The 24,524-nt window shown below is 27.9% G+C and carries 24 protein-coding genes; 10 read left to right on the plus strand and 14 right to left on the minus strand.

Annotation, left to right across the window (positions count from 1 at the left end):
* Window positions 1-19: 19 nt before the first annotated feature.
* A complete protein-coding gene (locus ACKU3H_RS15345) occupies window positions 20-979 on the plus strand; it encodes an HD-GYP domain-containing protein (protein WP_320034739.1) in 960 nt (319 codons plus the stop codon).
* Between the two features lie 130 nt (window positions 980-1,109).
* A complete protein-coding gene (locus ACKU3H_RS15350) occupies window positions 1,110-1,451 on the plus strand; it encodes a hypothetical protein (RefSeq protein WP_320034740.1) in 342 nt (113 codons plus the stop codon).
* 42 nt (window positions 1,452-1,493) lie between these two features.
* On the opposite strand, the gene ACKU3H_RS15355 is transcribed toward ACKU3H_RS15350, so the two are convergent.
* The 6 genes from ACKU3H_RS15355 to ACKU3H_RS15380 all read right to left on the minus strand — a co-directional run bounded on the left by ACKU3H_RS15355 (window position 1,494) and on the right by ACKU3H_RS15380 (window position 8,236).
* Window positions 1,494-2,348: a bifunctional methionine sulfoxide reductase B/A protein gene (locus tag ACKU3H_RS15355; RefSeq protein ID WP_320034741.1), complete on the minus strand. Its 855-nt coding sequence runs from the start codon at window positions 2,346-2,348 to the stop codon at window positions 1,494-1,496.
* A 102-nt stretch (window positions 2,349-2,450) separates the two neighbouring features.
* Window positions 2,451-3,065 carry a fumarylacetoacetate hydrolase family protein gene (locus ACKU3H_RS15360; RefSeq protein ID WP_320034742.1) on the minus strand — a complete coding sequence of 205 codons (615 nt, stop codon included), beginning with the start codon at window positions 3,063-3,065 and terminating at the stop codon, window positions 2,451-2,453.
* Window positions 3,066-3,127: 62 nt separating this feature from the next.
* A complete protein-coding gene (locus tag ACKU3H_RS15365) occupies window positions 3,128-3,781 on the minus strand; it encodes a CoA pyrophosphatase (RefSeq protein ID WP_320034743.1) in 654 nt (217 codons plus the stop codon).
* Between the two features lie 8 nt (window positions 3,782-3,789).
* The gene (locus ACKU3H_RS15370; protein WP_320034744.1) at window positions 3,790-6,381 is read right to left on the minus strand and encodes an ABC transporter substrate-binding protein; all 2,592 of its coding nucleotides are present in this window, start codon (window positions 6,379-6,381) and stop codon (window positions 3,790-3,792) included.
* A gap of 57 nt (window positions 6,382-6,438) precedes the next feature.
* Window positions 6,439-7,704 (minus strand): adenosylmethionine--8-amino-7-oxononanoate transaminase, encoded by a 1,266-nt coding sequence (gene bioA, locus ACKU3H_RS15375; protein WP_320034745.1) that lies wholly within the window; start codon window positions 7,702-7,704, stop codon window positions 6,439-6,441.
* Between the two features lie 55 nt (window positions 7,705-7,759).
* Complete coding sequence (locus ACKU3H_RS15380; RefSeq protein ID WP_320034746.1) at window positions 7,760-8,236, minus strand: hypothetical protein; 477 nt, start codon at window positions 8,234-8,236, stop codon at window positions 7,760-7,762.
* A 128-nt stretch (window positions 8,237-8,364) separates the two neighbouring features.
* Between ACKU3H_RS15380 and ACKU3H_RS15385 the strand changes: the two genes are divergently transcribed.
* On the plus strand, window positions 8,365-8,583 hold the full coding sequence (locus tag ACKU3H_RS15385; RefSeq protein WP_320034747.1) for a hypothetical protein: 219 nt from the start codon (window positions 8,365-8,367) through the stop codon (window positions 8,581-8,583).
* Between the two features lie 2 nt (window positions 8,584-8,585).
* Here the strand turns inward: ACKU3H_RS15385 and ACKU3H_RS15390 are convergent, their stop codons facing one another.
* The 7 genes from ACKU3H_RS15390 to purH form a co-directional block, all read right to left on the minus strand.
* On the minus strand, window positions 8,586-9,002 hold the full coding sequence (locus tag ACKU3H_RS15390; RefSeq protein ID WP_320034748.1) for a methylglyoxal synthase: 417 nt from the start codon (window positions 9,000-9,002) through the stop codon (window positions 8,586-8,588).
* A gap of 30 nt (window positions 9,003-9,032) precedes the next feature.
* Entirely contained in the window at window positions 9,033-9,953 is a 921-nt protein-coding gene (locus tag ACKU3H_RS15395; protein WP_320034749.1) for a glyoxylate/hydroxypyruvate reductase A, read from the minus strand.
* A 33-nt stretch (window positions 9,954-9,986) separates the two neighbouring features.
* On the minus strand, window positions 9,987-11,711 hold the full coding sequence (gene poxB, locus ACKU3H_RS15400) for a ubiquinone-dependent pyruvate dehydrogenase (RefSeq protein ID WP_320034750.1): 1,725 nt from the start codon (window positions 11,709-11,711) through the stop codon (window positions 9,987-9,989).
* 208 nt (window positions 11,712-11,919) lie between these two features.
* On the minus strand, window positions 11,920-13,260 hold the full coding sequence (locus ACKU3H_RS15405; RefSeq protein WP_320034751.1) for a GntP family permease: 1,341 nt from the start codon (window positions 13,258-13,260) through the stop codon (window positions 11,920-11,922).
* Between the two features lie 126 nt (window positions 13,261-13,386).
* Window positions 13,387-13,899 carry a J domain-containing protein gene (locus ACKU3H_RS15410; RefSeq protein ID WP_320034752.1) on the minus strand — a complete coding sequence of 171 codons (513 nt, stop codon included), beginning with the start codon at window positions 13,897-13,899 and terminating at the stop codon, window positions 13,387-13,389.
* A gap of 673 nt (window positions 13,900-14,572) precedes the next feature.
* A complete protein-coding gene (locus tag ACKU3H_RS15415; protein WP_320034753.1) occupies window positions 14,573-15,157 on the minus strand; it encodes a hypothetical protein in 585 nt (194 codons plus the stop codon).
* A 214-nt stretch (window positions 15,158-15,371) separates the two neighbouring features.
* Window positions 15,372-16,904, minus strand: coding sequence for a bifunctional phosphoribosylaminoimidazolecarboxamide formyltransferase/IMP cyclohydrolase (gene purH / locus ACKU3H_RS15420; RefSeq protein ID WP_320034754.1), 1,533 nt, complete (start codon window positions 16,902-16,904; stop codon window positions 15,372-15,374).
* Between the two features lie 154 nt (window positions 16,905-17,058).
* On the opposite strand from purH, the gene amt reads away from it, so the two are divergent.
* Window positions 17,059-18,873 carry an ammonium transporter gene (gene amt, locus ACKU3H_RS15425; protein WP_320034755.1) on the plus strand — a complete coding sequence of 605 codons (1,815 nt, stop codon included), beginning with the start codon at window positions 17,059-17,061 and terminating at the stop codon, window positions 18,871-18,873.
* Window positions 18,874-18,892: 19 nt separating this feature from the next.
* Here amt and ACKU3H_RS15430 read toward each other — a convergent pair whose 3' ends face one another.
* On the minus strand, window positions 18,893-19,585 hold the full coding sequence (locus ACKU3H_RS15430; RefSeq protein ID WP_320034756.1) for a nitrous oxide reductase accessory protein NosL: 693 nt from the start codon (window positions 19,583-19,585) through the stop codon (window positions 18,893-18,895).
* A gap of 129 nt (window positions 19,586-19,714) precedes the next feature.
* Between ACKU3H_RS15430 and ACKU3H_RS15435 the strand changes: the two genes are divergently transcribed.
* The 6 genes from ACKU3H_RS15435 to ACKU3H_RS15460 all read left to right on the plus strand — a co-directional run bounded on the left by ACKU3H_RS15435 (window position 19,715) and on the right by ACKU3H_RS15460 (window position 24,501).
* The gene (locus ACKU3H_RS15435) at window positions 19,715-20,845 is read left to right on the plus strand and encodes a nitrous oxide reductase accessory protein NosL (protein WP_320034757.1); all 1,131 of its coding nucleotides are present in this window, start codon (window positions 19,715-19,717) and stop codon (window positions 20,843-20,845) included.
* Window positions 20,838-21,158, plus strand: coding sequence for a hypothetical protein (locus tag ACKU3H_RS15440; RefSeq protein WP_320034758.1), 321 nt, complete (start codon window positions 20,838-20,840; stop codon window positions 21,156-21,158). The genes ACKU3H_RS15435 and ACKU3H_RS15440 overlap by 8 nt, the downstream gene beginning before the upstream one ends.
* A complete protein-coding gene (locus ACKU3H_RS15445) occupies window positions 21,148-22,335 on the plus strand; it encodes an FtsX-like permease family protein (RefSeq protein ID WP_320034759.1) in 1,188 nt (395 codons plus the stop codon). The genes ACKU3H_RS15440 and ACKU3H_RS15445 overlap by 11 nt, the downstream gene beginning before the upstream one ends.
* Window positions 22,335-23,006, plus strand: a complete 672-nt coding sequence (locus ACKU3H_RS15450) for an ABC transporter ATP-binding protein (RefSeq protein ID WP_320034760.1) — start codon at window positions 22,335-22,337, stop codon at window positions 23,004-23,006. Before ACKU3H_RS15445 ends, ACKU3H_RS15450 begins: the two co-directional genes overlap by 1 nt.
* Window positions 23,003-23,971, plus strand: coding sequence for a hypothetical protein (locus ACKU3H_RS15455; RefSeq protein WP_320034761.1), 969 nt, complete (start codon window positions 23,003-23,005; stop codon window positions 23,969-23,971). The genes ACKU3H_RS15450 and ACKU3H_RS15455 overlap by 4 nt, the downstream gene beginning before the upstream one ends.
* Before the next feature lie 296 nt (window positions 23,972-24,267).
* Window positions 24,268-24,501 carry a hypothetical protein gene (locus ACKU3H_RS15460; protein ID WP_320034762.1) on the plus strand — a complete coding sequence of 78 codons (234 nt, stop codon included), beginning with the start codon at window positions 24,268-24,270 and terminating at the stop codon, window positions 24,499-24,501.
* The last annotated feature ends 23 nt before the right edge of the window (window positions 24,502-24,524 follow it).

Raw genomic sequence — 24,524 nt, forward strand, 5'->3', positions numbered from 1 at the left:
GCTTACAAAAAGGGATAAAATGTCTACTGAAGGAGACTACTTTATCAACAAATACTATTTGATAGACAAAGTAATAATAAATAAAAATGAAAAATTTGATTTTGATATTTATGCTAAAAATACAATTGAAGAGCGAGTATCTTTAGTTTTATGCAAAAATTACAAAATATTGAAAAATCGTGTAGATGAGCTTATTGCATATAGATATTTATATGTTCATGAAAGTGAAAAAAAATTTTATGATAAATATTTTAATGGTTTTATGAACCAAAAAGTTATACCAAATGATATGGATAAGTTTTATGAAGAAGTTGGCTTAACAATTGACAAAATGTTTAAAGACCCAGAATCTTTAGCTAATTATAGTGAAGTAAAAAATATTGTTACTAATATGGTTAAAATTATTTTAGATAAAAAATTTATGATTAATTCTTTTATTTCAATACTTGCATCAAATTATTATACCCATACACATTCATTAAATGTTAGTGTATATGCCATCTGTTTAGGAAAACATCTAGGTTTAAAAGAAAATGATATTCAAGATTTAGGAATATCTGCATTATTACATGATCTAGGCAAAAGCAAAATCAAAGTGAGTATTTTAAATAAAGTTGGAACTTTAACAGAATATGAATTTAATGAGATGAAAAAACATCCACTTTTAGGATGGTTATTAGCAAAAAGACTGGGTATTACAAATAGAAATATTTTAGCAGGAATTAGAAATCATCATGAAAAAATGGATGGAACAGGATATCCAGACAGACAAAAAGATGAAGATATTCATCTCTTTGCAAAAATAATAGGAATTTGTGATGTCTTTGATGCATTAACTACGAAAAGAGTTTATAAAGATGCAGTAAGTACATTTGAAACTTTAATTATGATGAAAAAAGAGATGTCTCAACATCTTGATCCTAGAATAGTGGATGATTTTATTAAAATATTTAAAGAAGAAAAAAGAAGAACAGCATAAAAATATTAAATTATATTTTATAAAAAAGAAAATAAGTTAAAATAGATAAGTTCTATATTTAATATATTTATTTCAAGTCATATTCATAATTTTTTTGATATTATCAAATTAAATAATTAAAAGGAGCAGTATGCATTTAGAAGTTTCACCTGAAGTTTTACTTTCACAACTAGGTTATACAAAAAGTGAATCATCATTAAAACAAGCGGAAACAATGATTAAACAAACTAAGGATTTTGAAAAATTTTCAAAACATGTAATTAGTTTAAATGACAATTTAAAAAAGATGAACGCGTATGTTGGATTATCTAACTCATCAGAATATTTAAAAATCAAATGTGATGAGAATGATGCAGATGAAATTTTAGAAGAATTCCACAATGAAGTAAAGCATTGGGCGGAAAAATATAATGTAAATGTACAAAAACTTGATAAAAAAGAAGTTTATTATATCTTAGGAACAAAAGAATAAGTTACGTTTTAGTAACTTATTCAAACTACTTTAAACTTTTTCTTAAAAAATCTTTCTATAAGTGTGACAATAAGGCACTTTTCCAGTTTTCTTATAATAATCTTGATGATACTCTTCAGCTTCATAAAATTTAACAACTTCATATAAAGATGTTGCAACTTTATAACCTTTCTCTTCTAATTGATCAACTAATTCAAGTGCAGCTCGCTTTTGTTTCTCATCTAAATAAAATATTGCAGATAGATATTGGTTTCCAATATCTGGACCTTGTCCATTTGTTTGAGTAAAATCATGTATTTCAAAAAAATGTTGTGCTAACTCTTTAAATGAAACTACACATTCATCAAATTCAATTCTAACAGCTTCTAAATGTCCAGTCATACCAGTGCACACAGCTTGATAAGTTGGGTTATCAAAATGTCCACCCATATATCCAGAAACAGCAGAGTGAACACCTCTAAAATTTTCAAAATGATGCTCTACACCCCAAAAACATCCTGCTGCAAAATATGCAAAAGCGTGCTCCTCACAACATTTTTCTTTATCTTCAAATTTTAAAGATATAGAGTTTACACAATGTCTTGTATTTTTAGGAGTAAAACCTTCACCTTCAAAAACATGACCTAAATGTGCTCCACAATTTGCACATACAATTTCTACTCTTCTTCCATCTTTATCAGGAACTCTTTTTACTGAACCTTTAATTTCATCATCAAAACTAGGCCAGCCACATCCAGAGCTAAACTTATCTTCTGATACATATAACGCAGAGTTACATTTCTTACAAAGATAAGTTCCTTCTTCATAAAAATCATTATATTTTCCAGAGAAAGGTCTTTCAGTACCTTTATTATCTATAACGTAAGATTCTTCAGGAGATAATTCATTATATTTCATATTTTCCTCAAAATTGTTTATTTTTGCAAATTCTATCAAAACAAAACAAGTTAAGAATTAATTTAATATATAATTTTTTGTTTTAATTGTTTTTAAAACTTTCTAAATAGCTTTAAAAGTTTGTTCTACAATCACTTCATCTTCATAAAGAATTTTTCCTACAAATATATCTCCAACTTTATATTCACCAACACCGCTAGGAGTACCACTCATCAAGATATCTCCATCTTCGAAAGTTAAAAAGCTATTTGCCTCTTTTATAATCTCATCTGGTTTATTAATCATCAAAGAGTAATCCCCTTTTTGTTTTAACTGAGAGTTTATATATAACTCAATTGATAGTTTTGTAATATCTTTATTAAAAGGTATAAATTTTGAAAAAACTGCTGAGTTATCAAAAGCTTTTGCTCTTTCCCAAGGTAAACCTTTCTTTTTAAGTTTTGATTGTATATCTCTTAAAGTCAAATCTAAACCAAATCCCACAGCACTTATTTTGTTTTCTTCAATCATAAAAGATATCTCTGCTTCATAATGACAGCTTTCATGACCTTTTGGAAATATAAGATTATTAGAAACTGAAGAATTAGGCTTTATAAAAAAAACCATTTCATCTGGAGTTTCATTGTTTAATTCTTTTATGTGTTCAGTGTAGTTTCTCCCTATACAAACTACTTTTGAAGGATATATGTGTTTATTGTCTATTGTTATGTATTGCATAAAAACCCTTTGTTCCTAAATTTTTAAAGTATTATAACCAAAGGATTTTAAAAGATATATAGTTAGATTTTTTTTAATAAATCATTTATTATAACAGCTGTTAATCCCCAAATTATATCACCTTCATAATCATATACCCATACTTTATGCTTTCTATGTCCCCAAGGTTTATGATAAGCTTCAGGAAGACCTAACTCTTCAACTGGAAAATGGATAACTTTTTCTCCATTTTCATCAAAAGTATAGGGATGAACCTCATATTTTAGAGTGTATTCAACTGCTGGATTTTCTTTAAAAAATTTAATTGGTATCAGAAGTGTTTTTTCAACTTCATTTTTATCAATTTTCATTTTCTTTAAAGCTTTTTTCTTAACTCTTGCAACAAAAGGTTCAACAACAGCTCCTATTGGTGCAACATATGTATCTAATTGACCAAATATTTTTATATCTTTTTTTTCAATACCTAATTCCTCTTTGATCTCTCTAAGAGCTGTATGTTTAAATGATTTGTCAATCTCTTCATATCCACCACCAGGAAAACATATATCTCCCCCTTGTCTTATATGTTTTGCTCTTTTTTGAAATAAAATATAATACTCTTTATCTATTTTAATAATAGGTATTATAACTGCTGAATTAAAATATTTATCCCTTGCCATAACACTAGGATTTTTAGGTAAATTATTAATTAATTTTTTAAACTCTTTTTTCTTCATTTCTAACTCTATTTTTTTAACTTAATTAAAAAAGATGCACCTTTATGTAATTTATCTTTATATGTATATTCTTTATTATGAACTTCTATTGAACCATGCATATGCTTATCAATAATTTGTTTACACATATATAAACCGATACCTGTTCCTTGATATTGATGTTTTGTAGTAAAATATGGTTCAAAAATTTTATCAATAATCTCTTCATCTATACCACCAGCACTATCTTTTATCTCAATAACAACCTCATCTTTTTTACTTTTAACATCTATAAAAATATACATTTCTGAACAATTTTCTTCTTTGAATGCATCTTTTGAATTATTTACTATATTAATAATTATTTGAATAAATTCACCTTGGAAACTATTCAAACTAACATCATCAATATTCTTTATAACTTCAATTTTTTTATTGTTTATATTGTAATTAAAGATATTAAGTGTTTTATCTATTGCGTCTTCTATTTTAAATATTTGTTTTTGTTTATTTGGTTTGAAAAAATGCATAAAATCATCTATCGTTGTTGACAAATGATTTGTAGTATCAATAATTTTAACTAAAGTTTCATCTAATAATTTCTCATCAATTTTTCCTTCAATCTCTTTTTTAACTTTTAGTCCACTAGCTCCAGTTGAGATTACAGATAATGGTTGTCTCCATTGATGGGCAATATTTTGTATCATCTCACCCATTGCTGCAAACTTTGATTGTTTTGTTAAAAGAGTATCTTTTTTAAGGTTTTCATTTACCTCTTTTTTTACTCTTTCTTCTAGTTCAAGATTTATTTGCTGTAACTCTTTTGTTTTTTCATCAACTTTATCTTGTAATGTGTTATTCATCTTTCTTAGAAGTATTTGTTTATAAATAAAAAATGCCAGAATAAATATAAATCCTACAAATACTTTCCAAAGTAAATCATAATCAAACTCTTTTTTATACTCAATTGTTAGCCATTTTTGAAGTATCTTATCTTTTTCCTCTTCAGATATTGATTCAACTGCTTTATTTAAAATTTTATACATAATTAAATCATCTTTTCTAACGGCAATTGATAAAGGAACTGATTGATTTAGTTTTGCTGATATTTTTAGCTTATTAAACTCATTTTCTTGAATTTTATCCCATGAAGTTAAGATTAAATCAATATGTCCATAAAGCTCACCTTTTTTAATCTTTTTTATGCTCTCTTCAATACTATTAACATCAACAAAATTATGCTCAGGATATTTTTCTTTTAATGTTTTATTAAAAGAATAATATTTATATATTCCTATTTTTTTATCTTTTAGAACAGATATGTCATCAATAAAATTTCTATTATCTTTTGTAACTAAAACCAGTGATACGTCAATAATAGGTTTAGTAAAATTTGCAAAACCTCTTCTTTCAGGTATATTTTCAGCAGAAGCCAATATATTACATCTTCCACTTTTAAAATAATCTAGTGATTCTTTAAAATTTTTAGTTTCAACAAGATTAAATTTTAATGTAGTTTTTTCCTCAATTATCTTCATATAATCAGCAACAAATCCTGAAAATTCATGGTTTTGCACAAAACTATAAGGTTTAACATTTGGAATAATACACATATTTATTGATCTATTTTTATCAACATAGCTATTCTCTTCTTTATTTAAAAATATTTCTGAACCAGGTTTTAAAACTAACTTTTTAATATCTATTTGATTATTAATCAATCCCATTACATTGTAAAGGTCGTATATTCTTTGGATTTTTTCTAATCTTATTTCTCCTAATTTATTTGCATCAGAAAATGCCATACTTTTTAAAACATCACCTTCATATTCAATTGCATCTAGTGATAAATTTTGCTCATTGTATTTATTATAAATTAATTGAGAGGCTTCTTTTATATTTGAAAAAGCATAATTCCAACCTTTTAATGCTGCTTCTTTAAAAGCCATTACTGTTTTCAAATCATTATTTATCAAATCTTCATTTGTAATTAAAAAATCACTATACATATTAAAGCCATAATCACTTGGGGCAAAAACGTTATATGATATATTCATATTATTTAAATCAAATGGTGTTTTAGATAAATATGCTGAAATCACATCTGTATTACCATTAACTAAATCCATAATATCGTGAGTATGTTCTAAAAAGTTTAGTTTTTTAAAATCTAGATTTTTTGATAGAAGCATTGCTTTAATTGAAACTTCACTTGCATCATCTATTGTTGTCATTATTTTTTTATTTGAAAAATCCTCAATATTATTAATTGCAGAATTTTTTAAAGATAATAATACTAATGGAGATTCTTGAAATAATGCATATAAAGCTACAATTTTTTTGTCTGCAACTCTGTCTAATATTAAAGTTTCCCTTGCAACGGCAAAATCTGCTTTTTTTGAATCTACCTCATCTACTGCATTTATTCCAAAATTAAAAGGTTTTATTGTTACATCTAAACCGTTATCTTCAAAGAAACCTTTTTCTTTTGCTACATAATAACCTGCAAATTGAAATTGATTAAACCACGAAAGTTGTAATGTAACCTTTTTTAGTTGGTTTGCATTTAAACTTGTTATTAACAATGAAATAAAAACTATAATATATTTAATTTTATACATATTTATCTTTAATATTAAAATCTTAGTTATATTAGCTAAAGGTTTATAAAATAAAATTTAGCTTTTTATACTACTAATTGCCTCAATCATTGTCTTTACTACTTTTCTAAGCTCATCTTCACTTATGATATATGCAACAATTGAATAAATAAGTTTTCCAAAAGGTCTAATCCAAACACCATTTTGAACACAATAATCTTGAATATACTGAGCATGGGAATTATCTTTTAACTCTATTACTCCAATTACTCCTATATTTCGTACACTTTTTACAAGCTCTAAATCTTTTGCTTTGTCTAACTCTTCACTAAAGATTTTTTCTATATTATCTACTTTTAATTTCCAATTCATCTGTGTAAGTAGATTTATACTCTCTATTGCAACACTGCAAGCAAGTGGATTTCCCATAAATGTAGGTCCATGCATCAAAGCACCAAGTTTTGAATTTGAAATAGTTTCACTAATATTTTTTGAGGTAATCATAGCTGCCATTGTCATATAACCACCAGTTAAACCTTTTCCAACAGTCATAATATCTGGTTTAACATCAGCCCACTCACAAGCAAACATTTTACCTGTATGACCAAAGCCTGTTGCTATCTCATCTGCTATCATTAGAAGTCCATACTTATCACATAGCTCTCTAACTTTTTTTACATATAAAGGATTATATATCCTCATGCCACCTGCACCTTGCACAACTGGCTCAATTATAATCCCTGCACACTCTTCATGATGTTTTGAAACACACTCTTCCAAAGCTTTAATAGATTCACTACAATCACTATCAAAGCCCAACTCAGGAGCTTTAGTAAATATATGTTGTGGTAAATAAGAGCCATATATTGAGTGCATAGAATTTTCTGGGTCACAAACACTCATTGCAGCTAAAGTATCACCATGATAGGCATGTTCTAAAGCTATAAATTTATATCTTTTTTTTCCTAAGGCTTCTTGATATTGTATTGCTGTTTTAAGAGCAACCTCAACAGATACTGAACCTGAATCACATAAAAAAACACTATTTAATCCAGTAAGTTCACACAATTGTTTTGAAACCATTGCTGCTTTTTCATGACTTAAACCACCAAACATAATATGTGGCATAATATCTGCTTGTTTTTTTAAAGCATCATTTAGTTTTTTATTATTATATCCATGAATTGCACTCCACCACGAACTCATACCATCAATTAATTCACTTCCATCATCTAAAAATATTTTTGTTTTATCAGTTTTTACTACAGGTAAGATAGAAGTTTTAGAAGGTAGTGAGTTATATGGATGCCATACATGCTCTTTATCAATCTCTTGCCAATTCATATAAATCCTTCATATATATTACTAATATTTTAACTAAAAAGTGATGTCTTAACACTTATATAGCATTTTTATGAATTATGTTTATATTATCAACTTTTAGATGATGTACAAACTCTCTTAAAATCAATAGTTTTGAATAAAATTTAGCAGATATATCTTTTTGAGATAAAGATGGAACTCTTCCTTGTGAAACTTCTGCATATTGACCAAATAGATACTCAAGCTCATCTGTTTTCAAAACAATCTTTGACTTTTTGTCTTTTCCAGATAAAACAGCTATATCTACAACAAAATCATTTTTACAACTTATTTCAAAATCTTTAGGTAAAAGTGGCACAAGTTTTTCTATTTCATCTTCAGTATAATTTATTGCATATTCAATTTCACTTGGAGTTGGAGGAGTATTTTTTAAATACTTATCTTCTAATAAACTATAACCAACTGGAATTTTAATACTCTTATCATCAAAATTAAATATAGAATCATATTTGTCTATATTCATTAATATATTATTTGTTTTCTCTTTATACATAAATATATTTTACCCTAAAAACACTGTTTGTTTCATATTGTTATGGTTACAAATTGGCTACATACAAATCAAGTTATATAAAGAGATTCTTTGCCATTATTCCTTAAATTTATTTTTGGAGAATACAAATGTCATTTATTCCTGTATCTATACAACTTTTAAACGCAATAAAATCAAATAATGCAATTGAAGTTGAAGAGTTGATTTTAAATTCAGATTCAAGAAGAGAGTTAATAACTGAACATATCTCATATCATGGTAAAGATTTTTTAATAAACCTTTTACCTCAATTTAGAAGTAAAGGTTTAGTTACAAATATCAAATTATTGTTAAATATAGAAGATTAGGATTATACTTTTCTATTTTGATATTTTGACCAATCAGGCATCTCATGAACATAGCCTTCAAATAAAGGTGAAGAGATAATAAAATCAGCTGTTTGTCTATTTGTAGCAATTGGTATTCTATAAGTATCACATATACGTCTAAGTGCTGTAATATCTGGTTCATGGGGTTGTTGAGCCATTGGATCAACAAAAAAGAACAAAATATCTAATCTTGCTTCAGCAATCATTGCTCCAATTTGTTGGTCTCCACCTAAAGGTCCTGATTTTAAGCAGTGAACTCCAAACCCTTTTTCTTGTAATAGTTTTCCAGTAGTTCCTGTGGCATATATCACATGTTTATGTAAGGTACCTTTGTTAAATAAAGCCCATTCTATTATGTCTTGTTTTAAATTATCATGTGCAACTAATGCAATATTCATTTTTTAACCTTATTTTTTATTTGGTATATTTTAATACCCTTTATCTCTATCTATTATATTATAAGGTATTAAATTTTCCCTTACTCTTTTATAGTTTTCAACAATTTGTTTTGAAACTGAATTTGAATCAGTTAGAGATGCACTATGTGGAGTAACAATAATATTAGGGTGAAACCAAAGCTTGTTCTCTTTTGGTAAAGGTTCTTTTTCAAATACATCTAAAATAGCTCCACTTAAGTGTTTTGAATCTAAAACCTCTAATAAATCCTCTTCTACTAAGTGAGAACCTCTACCTACATTTATAACATAAGCATTTTTATTTAACTTATAAAACAAGTCTTTATTTAAAACCCCTTTTGTATCTTCTGTCAGAGGTAATAGATTTATTAAAATATCAACTCCATTTAAAAACCCATCAAGATTTGTAAAAGTTTCTATGGATTCTATTTGTTTTTTAGAGTTTGAAAACCCTTTTACAGTAAATCCAAAACTGTTAAATCTTTTTGAGATTTCTCCTCCTAATTGCCCTAATCCCATAAAACCAATTGTATAGTCTTCAATTGAGTTTAATTCTAATTGTTCCCATTTAGATTCTTTTTGTTGTGCTATATATTTATAATGATTTGTAAGTATATTTAATACACTACACAATAAATACTCCCACATAGAAGACACAAGTTTATCATCTACAACTTTTGTAATATATACATTTTTAGAGATAGTATTGTTACTTAATATATGGTCAACCCCTGCTCCCATAGATGCAATACATTTTAAGTTTTTAAATTCTGTAAAATCTATATCAAGCTTTGACCAAACCAAAGCAAAGGTAATCTTATCTTTATCTTTTACTTCAGGATATACTTCAATTTCAATATCTGTATTGAGTTTTTTTAGATTATCAATCCAAGTCTCAATCCCTTTTTCTTTGGTAACTATCATCATTCCCATATTTTAAACCTTTTAAATAATTCAATAAATAAACTATCTTATTAAATTTTCTTTTGCAACCTCGACTAACTCATCACCTTTACCATTTATTATAGCTCTTAACATATAAATACCAAACCCTTTTGCAGCATCAAAAGTGATTTTTGGAGGCATTGTTAATTCTTGTTTTGCAGTTGTAACATCAAGTAGTGCTGCACCATCATACTCTAAAAACTCTTTAACTGTGTCTTCTAAATCTTCAGGTTCTTCAACTCTAAAACCTTTTATACCAACTGCTTTTGCTATTGATGAGAAATCAGGATTTGTTAATTCTGTATTCTCATATAAAAAACCACCAGCTTTCATCTCGATTGCTACAAAACCTAATGAGTTGTTATCATATATTACAATTTTTGCTTTTACTTTATGTTGTATCAATGTTAACAAATCTCCCATTAACATTGAGAATCCACCATCACCACACAAGGCAATAACCTCTTTTTGAGGTGAGTTTACTTTTGCACCAATAGCTTGTGGAAGTGCATTTGCCATAGAACCATGGTTAAAAGAACCAATAAGTTTTCTTTTTCCATTCATATTTAAATATCTTGCAGCCCACACAGTTGGAGTACCTACATCACAAGTAAATATAGCATCATCACTTGCATATTTATCTATAACTTTTGTTAAATATTGAGGATGGATTAATCCAGTTTTACTATTTCCACTTGCTAGTTTATCAAACTTCTCTACAGTATTTTTATAATGACTTAATGCACTATCTAAAAACTTTCTATTCTCTTTTTGTTTTATCTTTGGTAATAAAGCTTTAATACTAGATTTAATATCACCAATAAGTCCTCGGTCAACTTGCATATGTCTTCCTAGAGATTCTGGTTTTAAATCTATTTGTATGATTTGTGCATCTTTAGGATAAAAAGCTTTATAAGGGAAAGATGAACCTAAAACCAATAATAAATCAGAGTTTTCCATTGCATAATATCCTGATTCGTAACCAATAAGTCCAGTCATCCCTACACTATTTGGGTTTTCCCACTCAATATACTCTTTTCCACCCAAGGCATGAACAACTGGTGCATTTAATAGTTTGGCTAACTCTACAACTTCATCGTGTGAATCTTTGCACCCTGCTCCACATAAGAAAGTAATTTTTTCATTTTCATTTAATAGTTTAGCCACCTCTTTTATATCTTCATTGTTTGGAATAACGTTTGGGAAGCTAGGTTTATTCCATAAAAGTTTTGAACCTTCAGGCATAGGTTTTAGCATAATATCACCAGGAATAACAATAACACTAACACCATTTTTTAATATAGCTTGTCTTATTGCCGTTTCTAAAATATATGGCATCTGTTCAGGGTTTGAAACTAACTCACAAAAGACACTACACTCTTTAAATAAATCTTGGGGATGTGTTTCTTGAAAATATCCACTTCCTATCTCACTAGAGGGGATATGTGAAGCTATTGCTAATACAGGTACACCTTTTCTTTGGCAATCATATAAACCATTTATCAAGTGCATATTTCCAGGACCACAAGAACCAGCACAAACAGATATCTCACCGCTAACTTTTGCATCTGCACCAGCTGCAAAGGCAGCAGTTTCTTCGTGTCTTGTACCAATCCACTTTATCTCATCTAGTTTTTCTAAACTATCACTAAATCCATTTAAAGAATCTCCAGTGATTCCCCAGATTCTTTTTATACCCATTTTCGCTAAAAGTTTTGCAAAATAAGTTGCTATATTGTCATTCATAATAAATCCTTCAAATAATAATTGTTGACATATGACCATTATAATATTTTTTATTTTAGTGAAAGTAAATAATTATTTATAATAATGTAATTAAATTAAATAACTTTGTTTTTTACCATAAGGCTGTGATGATGGAATTTAAAGGGTTTAAGAAAAGTAAGAGAAAAAGGCACTAATAAAAATATTAGTACCTTTTTATTAAATAATATTAAAGTAATATTCCTGCTAATACATAAACAATAGCAATAGTTACAACACCTTGTAATAAAGTTGCTGTTGTGTAAGCTTTATATGCTGTAGCAACATCCATTTGACTAAATCTAGAAACAACCCAGAAGAAACTGTCATTTGCATGACTTACAGTCATAGCACCAGCTCCAATAGCCATAACTGTTAAGATTTTACCAATCTCACTATCTAATCCTAAACTTGCAAGAAGTGGATAGATAATAGTTGAAGTAACAACAAGTGCAGTTGTAGATGAACCTTGAGCTGATTTTAAAGCAGCTGCAATAATAAATGGAACCAAAATACCTAAACTTAGTGTTTGTAAAGTCTCACCAAGATATGTACCAATTCCACTTGCTTTTAATACAGCACCTAAAGCACCACCTGCACCTGTAATAATTAAAATTTCACCAGCATTTTTGATACCTTCTCCAATCCAACCTGATAATCTTTCTTCATCAAATTTTGGTAAAAGCATTGAAGCAAATAGTAAACCTATAAATAATGCATTTGTAGGGTTTCCTAAGAAGATAAATAGTTTATAAAGGAAACTCTCATTTGCATCTGCAAATACAAGTTTTACAATACTTGCTAAAGCCATTAATAAAATAGGAATAAAAATAGGAGCAAAAGATTTGAATGCACTTGGAAGCTCACCATACTTCTCAATAACTTCACTATCTTTTTCTAAGTCTACTAAAGAGTCTTCACCACTTTTATAAATTTTACCAGATCTTAATGCCCAAAAATAACCTGCCAACATTGTAATGATTGAAATAAAGAAACCGAAAATGATAACAAGCCCTAAGTTATCAACCATCAAGTTTCCAGCAGCTGCAATCGGTCCTGGTGTTGGTGGAACTAAAGTATGTGTTGCAAAAAGTCCTGTTGCCAAAGCAACACTCATTGCTACACCTGAAACTTTTAGTTGTTTTACCATTGATCTTTTTAATGCATTTAAGATAACAAAACCACTATCACAAAATACAGGAATAGATACAATATATCCAATAACTGACATTGCTAAAACTGGTCTTTTCTTACCTACAATTTTAAGAATAACATTTGCCATTTTTATTGCTGCACCACTTTTTTCAAGTATTACACCAATGATAGTACCAAGTACAATTACTATACCAATATAAGCTAGGATTCCACCAAAGCCTTTTGTTAATGTAGTTGCTATTTCAGTATAGCCCATACCAACACTAATAGCTATCCCATATGCTGCAATAAGTAATGCAATAAAAGGGTGTAACTTCAACTTGCTAGTTGCAAGTACGATAAATACTATTGCCACTAAAAGAATAAGTACCAACATGAAAACTCCTTTTGTAATTTAGAAAGTCTTAATAAAAACTTAAAACTTTAAACTAATTAGAAAAAAGTATATCATAAAGCTTACAAAAATGTAAATGGATTTTTTGTATTTTTTTAAAAAATAATTTTAGATGATATTTGCTAGTAATTCATCTCGGGCAATTGTTACTTTAATAAACTCTTCATGGCTTCCCCCAACATCAGGATGAGTATATTTTGCAACCTTTCTAAAAGCCTCTTTAATTTGGCTTTCATCAAGTTTATCTTCTAAGGGTAAAGATAAAAGAGTACGATACTCTATATCAATATTTATATGTAAAGATTGTCTTTTTTTATTATAGTTTTTTATCTCTTCATAAAATCTATTTTGGCTTTGTTGTTGTTTTATGAAAGATTCTTTTTGTAGCTTAATCCTCTCTTTATGCCAAAAATTTTGTGTCATAACCATACAAGCTTCGAAATATATCTTTCCTTTATTATAAAGTTCGTTTAGACAAAAGGGTCCTACCATCTCATATGGTGTATCTAAATATGCTATTTTATTTTCTTTGTCTACTTCTCCAATAGTTACGAAATCTTTTAGATTTAATTTGCTGTTATATATAATAAAAGTTTCGTATAAATAACTTTCTTTTTCCATGGATTAGGATACTTTCTTTTTTGTTTTTATTTTTGTGTTAATTTTTTTATATGCAAGAAGTGTACTTATAAATTTTAGGAGTTGGACACTCCTTGGTATTTTGTACTCACGAGGTGAGTACGCTTTCATACTTTTTTGTTGAAAAAAGTATGGCAAAAAGCAACCAGACCGGTTGTTGAAGGCAGAAGCTTATATAATATATTATCTATATTCTCTAAAATCTATTATATAAGCTTCTGCCTTCAAAACTTCGTAGGGTGATTTCTTTGCTACTTTCTTTTTCACAAAAGAAAGTTGTTAAAATATATAAATTACATAAATAGTTTTTGTGTATTTAACAGTTTTAAAATACAATCATAAATTTCAATTATTTTGCAATACTTTTTTTATTATTGGAGCTACAGTTTCAAAAGTTATATTATGCTCTTTACAATACTTAGAGTCCAACCAACTACTAAGTTCTTTTTGTCCTTTACTTGCATTACAACTACAACAACATAAAGCAATATTTTCTCTTGTAATTATCTTTGCATCATTTATAATATGTTCCCAACTTGCAATAGTTTTCTTCTAAACTTTTGAAGATGTAAATTCAACACCACAATAAACACACTTTTATCTCTTTGTCGTACTTCATATTCCAAGCACTTTGGGATATTCCAATTATTTGCCACTATTGTAACTCTTTTAATCTATAAAATTTTAATAAATAATTATATAACCATTCTCTTTCTATTTCTGTTGCATCATATGCTAATTCTATTCGCTCTTTACCCTTATCTAAAGTTAATCTATTTCCATTACTTGTTTCTCTTAATAAAATGGACTTTATATCTAACTCATTAAATTCTATTTGTTTTCTTTTAAAAAATAAAGTTCTATAATTTTCTTTTTGATTTAGTATATTAAATGAAAATTTTAAAGGAGGGATACCACTATCAAATGTTAATGATGGGTAATTTAAAAATATTTGTTCTGGTACAGTTTTTCTAAAAATTCTAAATATCATATATCCTGCAAATATTCCACCTATAGTCCATCCACCAAGCCAAAAAAATAAAAAAGTTTCTGCTTTTCCAAGCATTATTTGATTTATAGCACTTAAAAATCCCATAAACCAGCCACCCAACCAAAATAAAATAAAAATACCAATTAAATATTTTAAAATACTATTATTTTCATAAGGTATTACAATTACGTTATTACCATATAATTTTTCTATTTTTATTTTACTATCAACAGGTATATTTATATTCATATCAATCCAATTTTTTAATTAAAAAAATTATAATACAAAAACATTAAAAAATAAATAATATTATCAATAATTAAAAATTAATTTTATGAGTAAGATTTCAAAATGAATCAATGCGGAGAAAACTTTTTTCGTAGGAGCTTACTGTTGTAAGTGACTAGAAAAAAGTTTTCTCTAACACAGAGTTATGAAGGAAGATTGCTTAGAAAATCAATCTTTAGTGTAAAAAGTGTCTTTTCCCAGAGAAATATAAAGCCATACCAAATTCATTTGCAGCCTCAATAATCTCATCATCTCTAATAGAACCACCTGGTTCAATAACACACTTAACACCTGCGGCTTCCGCTGCATCAATAGAATCTCTAAATGGGAAGAATGCTTCTGAAGCTAAAACTGAACCAGTTACATCTAGTCCTAAATCATCTGCTTTTCTAAGTGCTGCTTTAGCTGCGTCAACTCTTGAAGTCATACCCATACCAACAGCTACCATTGCTGAGTTTTTAACATAAACAACACAGTTTGATTTTGTCAAACTTGCTACTTTATATGCGATTTCCATATCTTTTACTTCTTGTTCTGTTGCTGCTCTTTTTGATTTAAGTTCTGAGTTTTTTACCTCATCATCTTCAACTTTGTCAGCATCTTGATAAACAAATCCACCATCAACTATTTTGAAATTAAATGCATCGTTTGCCATTTCAAGTTTTGCAGTACCTTGTTTGAATAGTTTGATTCTTTTCTTTTTATTTAACTCTTCTTCAGCTTCTGCTGTAAAGTCAGCTGCAAATACAACTTCTAAGAAGATTTCGTTCATTTTTACTGCTAAGTCTAAATCAACTACACCATTAACTGCTACAACTCCACCAAATGCAGAGATTGGGTCACATTTAAGTGCTTCTGTATAAGATTCTAAAAGTGTATCTTTGATAGCAAAACCACAAGGGTTTCCGTGTTTTACGATACAAACTGCATTGTCATCACCAAATGCTGATGCAATTTTTGCAGCTCCAGAGATATCACCCATATTGTTAAATGATGCTTCACCTTTTAAAGTGATGAATTTATTTGATAAGTGTTTATCAAACTCATATAATGCACCTTTTTGGTGTGGGTTTTCTCCATATCTTGTATCAAATACTTTCTCACCAACGATAAATTGTTTAGCTCCCATACCGTTGTTGAATCTTTTGTTCATATAGTTTGCAATCATAGAGTCATAAGCTGCTGTATGCTCATAAGCTTTGATCATCATATCTCTTCTGAACTCTTGAGTATTTGTTCCATTTTTTAGGTTGTTTAATACTACATCATAATCAGCAACATCAGTTACAATGATAACTGAATCATGGTTTTTAGCTGCAGATCTAACCATAGCTGGACCACCAATATCAATGTTCTCGATAATCTCTTCAAAGTCATCTGTTTTTTCAATAGTTGCTTTGAATGGGTATAGATTAACACATACTAAATCAATACCTTCTACACCTAACTCTTTTGCTTGGTCTAAGTGTGATTGTTTATCACGTCTGTGTAAAATACCACCATGAATATATGGGTTAAGAGTTTTTACTCTACCTTCAAAACATTCTGGAAATTTTGTTACCTCATTTGCTTCAATTACAGCTATACCTGCATCTTTTAACTTGTTGTAAGTTCCACCAGTTGAAATTATTTCATAACCTAAGGCAACAAGCTCTTTAGCAAAATTCTCTACACCGCTTTTATCACTAACACTAATTAATGCTCTCAAAGTAAATCCTCTACAATCTAATTTTTTTGGGATTATACTAAAATATTGATTAGTATTCTCTTGTTCAAAAAATTGTCTATTTTATATATAAGAAATCTATTATTTCTGTACAGTTTGTATGTTACTATATAAAAATTATTTTTGGAATTTAAGAATGAGTGACATTAATTTATTATGGATTTTAATCAGTTCATTTTTAGTTTTTCTTATGCAATTTGGTTTCTCTTTAATTGAAACAGGAACTGTAAGAACTAAAAATACCATCAATGTTGCCATGAAAAACTTAATAGATACTATTTTTAGTATTGTAGTTTTTTGGCTAATCGGATTCGGTCTTATGTTTGGTACAGATTCTTTTGGTCTAATTGGAACTGACAAATTCTTAATAGATGGAAGTAACTTAGAATTAAATGCAATTTTCTTTTTCCAAGCTATGTTTGCAGCAACTGCTATAACTATTATTTCAGGGGCAGTAGCAGAAAGAATCAAGTTTAACGGTTATATTGTTGTAGCTATTTTAGTTACTGCTTTTATTTATCCTATTGTTGGTCACTGGGCATGGAATGAAAATGGTTGGCTAGCTCAATTAGGTTTTGTAGATTTTGCTGGTTCTACTGTTGTTCACTCACTTGGAGCTTGGGTTGGTCTTGCGGGAACTATTGTTTTAGGTCCAAGACTTGGTAAATTTAAAAATGGAAAAGTAAAATATTTTGCACCTTCAAATCATAACTTTATAGTGTTTGGTGTATTTATGTTATTTTTTGCTTGGTTTGGTTTCAACGCAGGAAGTCTTTTAGCTTTTGAGTTTCAAGTTACTTCTATATTAATGAATACTCTAATCTCAGCTGTAATGGGTGGTATTGGAGCTTGGTTTATATCTTTGGTATTTAAAGAAAAACTTGAAGTTGAGATTTTAAGTTTTGGTATTATAGCTGGGCTAGTTGGTATTACAGCTGGATGTAACTCATTAAACCTTTACGAATCAGCTTTTGTAGGTTTTATATCAACTTTTGTAATGCACTTTTCAGACCAATTTTTAACAAAAAAATTAAAAATTGATGATCCTTTAAGTGCTGTTAGTATCCATGGATTTGCAGGAGCATGGGGAACAATTGCAGTTGGTATTTTTGCAATACCAGCTGATGGTATGTCAAGACTTGATTTTATTACAATTCAAACTATTGGTGTACTTAGCGCTTTTATTTTCTCTTTTGTTTTAGGGTTAGCACTTTTTTTACTTCTTTATAAATTAAATCTTTTAAGAGTTAGAAAGAAACATGAAGTTTTAGGTTTAAATACAAGTGAACATAATGCAAGACTTCCTTGGGTTGAAACTATTGAGAGTATTATAGGTATTATGAAAACTGGAAATGTTCAAAAGAAAGTTTATGAAGAGAGAGATACAGAAGTTGGTATTGTAGCAAGATTTTTTAATATCTTGTTAGAAAACTTAAGAGAACAAAACAGCAAACTAAGTAGTAGCAATAAAAACCTTCATAAAAAAGCTTTTTTTGATACCTTAACCAAAGTATTAAATAGAGCTGGTTTATTTGAAAGAATAAATAAAAACTTTTCATCTAAAGAGTATTGTGTAGCAATAATAGATATTGATAAATTTAAATCAATAAACGACACCTATGGGCATGATATTGGAGATTCTGTATTAAAAGAGTTAGCAGCTTTAATCTCAAGTAAAGTTAGAACAGACGATTTATTTGCTAGATGGGGAGGTGAAGAGTTTGTATTAATTTTAGATACAAACAATATAGCAATAGCTCAATCTATTTCTGAGAAGATTAGAAAAGAGGTGGAAAACTTCAATTTTACAAAAGTAAAAAAAATTACTATTTCTATGGGAGTTAGCAGCTTTAGAAACAAAGAACAAGAGTTTGATGATGTATTAAAAAATGCTGATAAAGCTTTATATGAAGCCAAAGAATCTGGAAGAAACAGAGTTCATGTATTTTAAAAGAGGTTAAAAACCTCTTTTATCTTCTAGATAGATATATACCTACAGCTTGTAGCTTTTTACCTTTTAAATTTCCACATAATTGATTTTTTTCAACATAAGCTTTAGCTTTTGCAGTTGAATCAAAAGTCATATCTGTTTTTTTACACATTTTAGCATAAATTTTTTCACCCATTTTTTCCATTTTTACTTGTTTTGCTGCAATCATAGCTTTCTCTTTTTCTAAACCCTTTGCAACTATTGCATAGATTTCATCAAATGATTTAAGCTCTCCACCATTTTCTTTTTGAAAAGCTTGGGCATCAGCTTTATTTTCAAAAGCATATTTACTAGTCATTGTCATAGTTCCAGGCTTAGAACTTCCTAAAACATAAAAAGCATCTTTTACACTAATAAATTTTAATGATTTATTATCTACAACACTCATATCTGTTAGTTTTGCACCATTTAATTCAATATCTTCAACCATACAATGGATTGAACAATATTGTTTGTGAGTATCCCCTGCTTTTGCTGCATGGTTTGTTTTATAAAACATTGGTAAAGTCATACCACATATTGGACAGTAACTTTTTTCGTCACCCTTTTGTACTAATGTAGCTTTTTGAGCAGGTACAGCTTGGTATGCCATTTTTGGTTTTTTTATATCACTTGCATTTAATGTTATGCAAATAGCAAGTATAGAAAATAAAAACATAGCTATTTTTTTCATATTCTTCCCTTATTTTAATTTAGAAGAATATTATAATTAAAGAGTTAAATTAATGTTAATTTTTTATTTTAGATTAACTAAAAATTAACACTTACTTGTTAATATTTAAACTTAAAATAAAGGACATTAATGAAAAAAATACTCTTACTTTTATTATTTATATCTTTCTACTTATATGCAAATCCACTTATAGTTAAAGAAACAAATGATGTAAAATATTTCCAAAGTGGTGATGAAAAATATTGGTGCCCTATTTCAGGTTTTAGTTTAAAAGAAAACTATAAAACCTCTTTTATATCAACTTTAAATAATGGAAGAAAAAGACAATATGCTTCTTTAACTTTTCTTGTAAAAGACAATGAAGAGTATGGAATTGATTTGAACAATGTACAAGTTATAGATTGGGCTTCTGAAAAATATATTGATGCAACAAAAGCTTATTTCGTAATTGGAAGTGAGGTTAAACCTTTATTGGCAAGTAAGAGTAAAATAGCTTTTAAATCTAAAGAAAATGCAAAAGATTTTATAAAACAATATGGTGGAAAAATTATTAGTTTTAATGAAGCCGTAAAATTAAGTCAAAAAGCACTGAAAGATGATTATAAAAAACAAAAAACAATAAATATAAAAAAGATATACCCAAAGGGTAAAAAAATATTTGAAAAAAGATGCTCACAAGATATAGACCCTACTGATTACTTGGAAATAAATGAATTAAAAGCAGATATAACAAACAATAATCTATGTAAAAAATTAAAAGAATCACAACTTCAAACTGTGGCAATGTACTTATGGGATGTGAAAAGATTTGGAGATTTAGATTCTATAAAAAATAGAGTTGTAGTAGAAGAGGATGAGAAGTGTCCAGTATGTGGAATGTTTGTAGCCAAATATCCAAGATGGGCAGCACAAATAATCTATTCACATGGAAATCATGAACATAAATTTTCTTTTGATGGGGTGAAAGATTTGATGAAGTTTTATTTTGACCCAAAAAGATGGATTAGCTCAAATAATCATATGGTAAATAAAGATAATATTAAACAAATTCTTGTAACAGATTATTATACACAAGAAGCAATTGATGGTGCAAAAGCTTATTATGTAATTGGTTCAGATGTTTATGGTCCAATGGGACACGAACTAATACCTTTTGAGAAACTTGAAGATGCCAAAACCTTTAAAACTGACCATAGTGGTAAAATGATAATTGAATTTGATAAACTAAAAGAAGAGGAAATATATAAACTAGATGAATAAAAAAACTCTTTATCTATTTTCTACACTTTGTTTACTGCTTCTTTTTACTTTTGTGGAAGTTGCATATTTATCTGTAAATAAAACTTTAAATAACAAAGATATTAAAGATAAAAATAGCTTAGTTTCTATTTTAGAACTTCCTGATTTAGCAATTTCAACAGAAGCTATGTATATACGGCATAGGACATTAAGTGATACTTTTAATATATTAAAAGAGGATCCACAGTTAAAAGAGTATTTCCCTACTACATTTGTTTATTCATACTCACATATTTTAAAAAATACACCTTCAAAGATTTTAAATGAAAAATAAAATAAATATCTATCTTATAGAATATGCTATCAACTCTATTCTTAGACAAAAATTTAAAAACATATTCATACTTTTTGTTTTTACCTTTTTAACTGCTTTATTATGTTCAGTTTTTTTTATTTCAAATTCAATTAAATATGAACTAAACACAACACTAAAATCTCTACCTCAAATAACTGTACAAAAGATAAAAGCAGGAAGACATTACGATATAGATGCTGATGCAATAGATGAGATTTTAAATATAGCAGGGGTTTCAGATGCAGTTGCTAGAGTTTGGGGATACTACTATTTTGAAAATGCTGGCGTAAATTTTTCAGTAATTGGAATAGATGAATTTGAAAACCAATATAAAAACTCTTTAAACAAACTTGTTAAAGATGTCGATTTTTCACAGCTTCAAGAAAACTCTTCTATGATTATAGGAAAGGGCGTAGAAAAAATACTAAGTGATAACTACTATGAAGAGTATTTTAATTTTATAAAACCTGATGGGAAATTTAAAAAAGTTAATATTGCAGGAGTTTTTCAAGACAATCTAGAGTTAGAATCAAATGACACAATAGTTTTACCAAAAGAGTTGGCTTTAGAAATATTTGGAATGCCTGAAAATAAAGCTACAGATATAGTTGTAAAAGTTGCCAACCCTGAAGAGATATTTACTATTGCATCTAAAATAAAACTACTTTTTCCAGATACTAGAGTAATAACCAATAAAGAGTTAGAGATAAGTTATCAAAACATCTTTGACTACAAAGGTGGATTGTTTTTAGCGCTATTTATTGTCTCAATTTTTACTTTTTTTATAATTATTTATGACAAAGCTAGTGGTCTTACCTCTGAAGAGAAAAAAGAGATTGGGGTATTAAAAGCAATTGGCTGGAAAGTGGAAGATGTTTTAAAAGAGAAGTTTTATGAAAGCTTTATTATCTCTTTTATGGCATATGTATTGGGTATATTTATTGCTTTTGGATTTGTATATATACTAAATGCTCCTTTACTAAAAGAGATTTTTACAGGTTATTCTCAACTTAAAACCTCTTTTGAGTTACCTTTTGTATTAGATTTCAATACTTTATTTTTAGTATTTTTCCTAAGTGTTCCAATATATATTGCAGCTACAATTGTTCCTTCTTGGAGAAGTGCAACTATAGAAACAGATAAAGTGATAAGATAATGATTGAATTAAAAAATATTACAAAAGATTTTGAGATAAACAAAAACAATATAGTTCGAGCAGTAAAAAATATAAATCTCTCAATAAAACAAGGTGAATTAGTTGTTTTAAAAGGTGCAAGTGGAAGTGGTAAAAGTACTATTCTTTCACTGATTGCTTCTTTGTCAAAACCAACCTCAGGTGAAGTAATTGTTGATGAGAAGAGAGTTTCTAAGCTACCTGATAGTTTTGCATCAATGTATAGAAGAGAAGATATAGGTTTTATTTTTCAAAAATATAATCTAATCCCAACTTTAAGTGTAAAAGAGAATATCTTACTTCCTTTAATTCCACAAAATCCAAGCGAAGAAGAGGCCTCAGAACTTTTAGAAAAAGTTATGAAAAGATTTAAAATCGAGCATAAAAAAGATGCAATAGTTAAAAACCTATCAGGTGGAGAGCAACAAAGAGTTGCAATAGCTAGAAGTCAAATAAATAATCCAAAAATCATAATAGCTGATGAACCAACAGCTAACTTAGATAAAGAGTTATCTGAACACTTTATCTCAATTTTAAAAGAGTTAAAAAGTGATGATAAAACAATAATAGTAGCTACTCATGACCCACTTTTTTTTGAATTAGATTTTGTAAATAGAGTTATAGAGCTTGCAAATGGAGAGATTATAAAGTGATATTATCCCCTGAAGTTTTAACTATAATTATTCTAAATTCTATATTTTTACTATTTGGAACAGTAAGTTTTCTTTTAAGTATAAAGATATTTTTTAATTGGGATATAGATTCAAGCTCAAAAAAACAATATCAACTAGAAACACAAAGCTTTTTAACAGCGACAATTATCAAATATATACTATTTGTTAAAATATTGCTTTTTATATTTTTTATTTTTACCCTTGATAAAATTTCTAACGTACTTACAGGAGCTATGTGCGCAGCAGGAGTTGTAGATGCTACTAGTTATGGTATATATCTTCTTTTATTTAAACTAATCAATATCTATTTCTTTGGATTTTGGTTAGTTATCCATAATTTTGATTTAAAAACTACAAATCTTAAATATACTAAATTAAAATTTGGTTTTTATCTTTTTATCTATTTTTTACTCTTATTTGAAATAGTTTTAGAAATCACAATGTTTAGTTCGATTGATGTAGATAAATTAGTTAGCTGTTGTGGTACTTTATATTCAAATAGTGAAGGTTCATATTTATCTTCTGTATTCTTTGAATATGGAAACCTTATACTTATAGGCTTTTATCTATGCTTTGTATTTTTATTAATCTTTTATTTATTAAAAAATGATTACTTCTATATCATTTTCAATTTAATTTTTCTAATTTTGGCAATAATTAGTTTGATACTGTTTTTTGGAACCTATATATATGAACTTCCAACACACCATTGCCCTTTTTGTATGTTACAAAAAGAGTATCATTATGTTGGGTATTTACTTTATGCTTTATTGTTTTTAGGAACTTTTTTTGGTTTTATTATTGGGATTATCAATCTTGTTTTAAAAACACAAATTGATACAAAAAAATATTACAAATACTCAATAATTTTCCTTTCTTTATATTTAATAGTTGTAAGTGCATATCCTGCAATTTATTATCTCAAAAATGGCGTTTTTTTATAATTTTTCAATTTTTTTATAAAAAACAGCCCTTTTTGAAAAAATAAAATGCAAAAAAGTTAATTTTTTTTCTTAAAATTTAGTCCTAAAAAAGCCACTTTTTGATGGAGTAAAAGCAGCTTAAGTTTATTTTCAGTTTATTTCTTTTTTTTTGATTTATAATTCCGAAGTAGAATAAGGAACATACCTTAAAATGTTTCAGAGAAAACCTATATAAGCATTTGGCCGTGCATTAAAATGTTTTCAATTATGTTGTACATAAGTACATTAAATCATACTTTTTTTAGGAGAGTATTTAAATGTTAAAAAAATTAATTCTTCCATTATTTATTGTTTGTTCTTTAATGCAAGCAGAAGAGACACAAACTATTGAAGATAAATATGCTGCGTGCGAAAAAGCATACGATGAATGTCTAGTTATTTGTGAAGAAACTACTTCAAATGTTGAAGAGTGTGTTGCAACTTGTGATGAAAAACTTTATAACTGCAACTCAAAAGTTGAAGAAGAAGAAAGTAAACAACCAGTAGAATAAGTTAATACCTTATTCTACATATT

It is taken from the genome of Halarcobacter sp., assembly GCF_963675975.1.
Taxonomy (GTDB): Bacteria; Campylobacterota; Campylobacteria; order Campylobacterales; family Arcobacteraceae; genus Halarcobacter.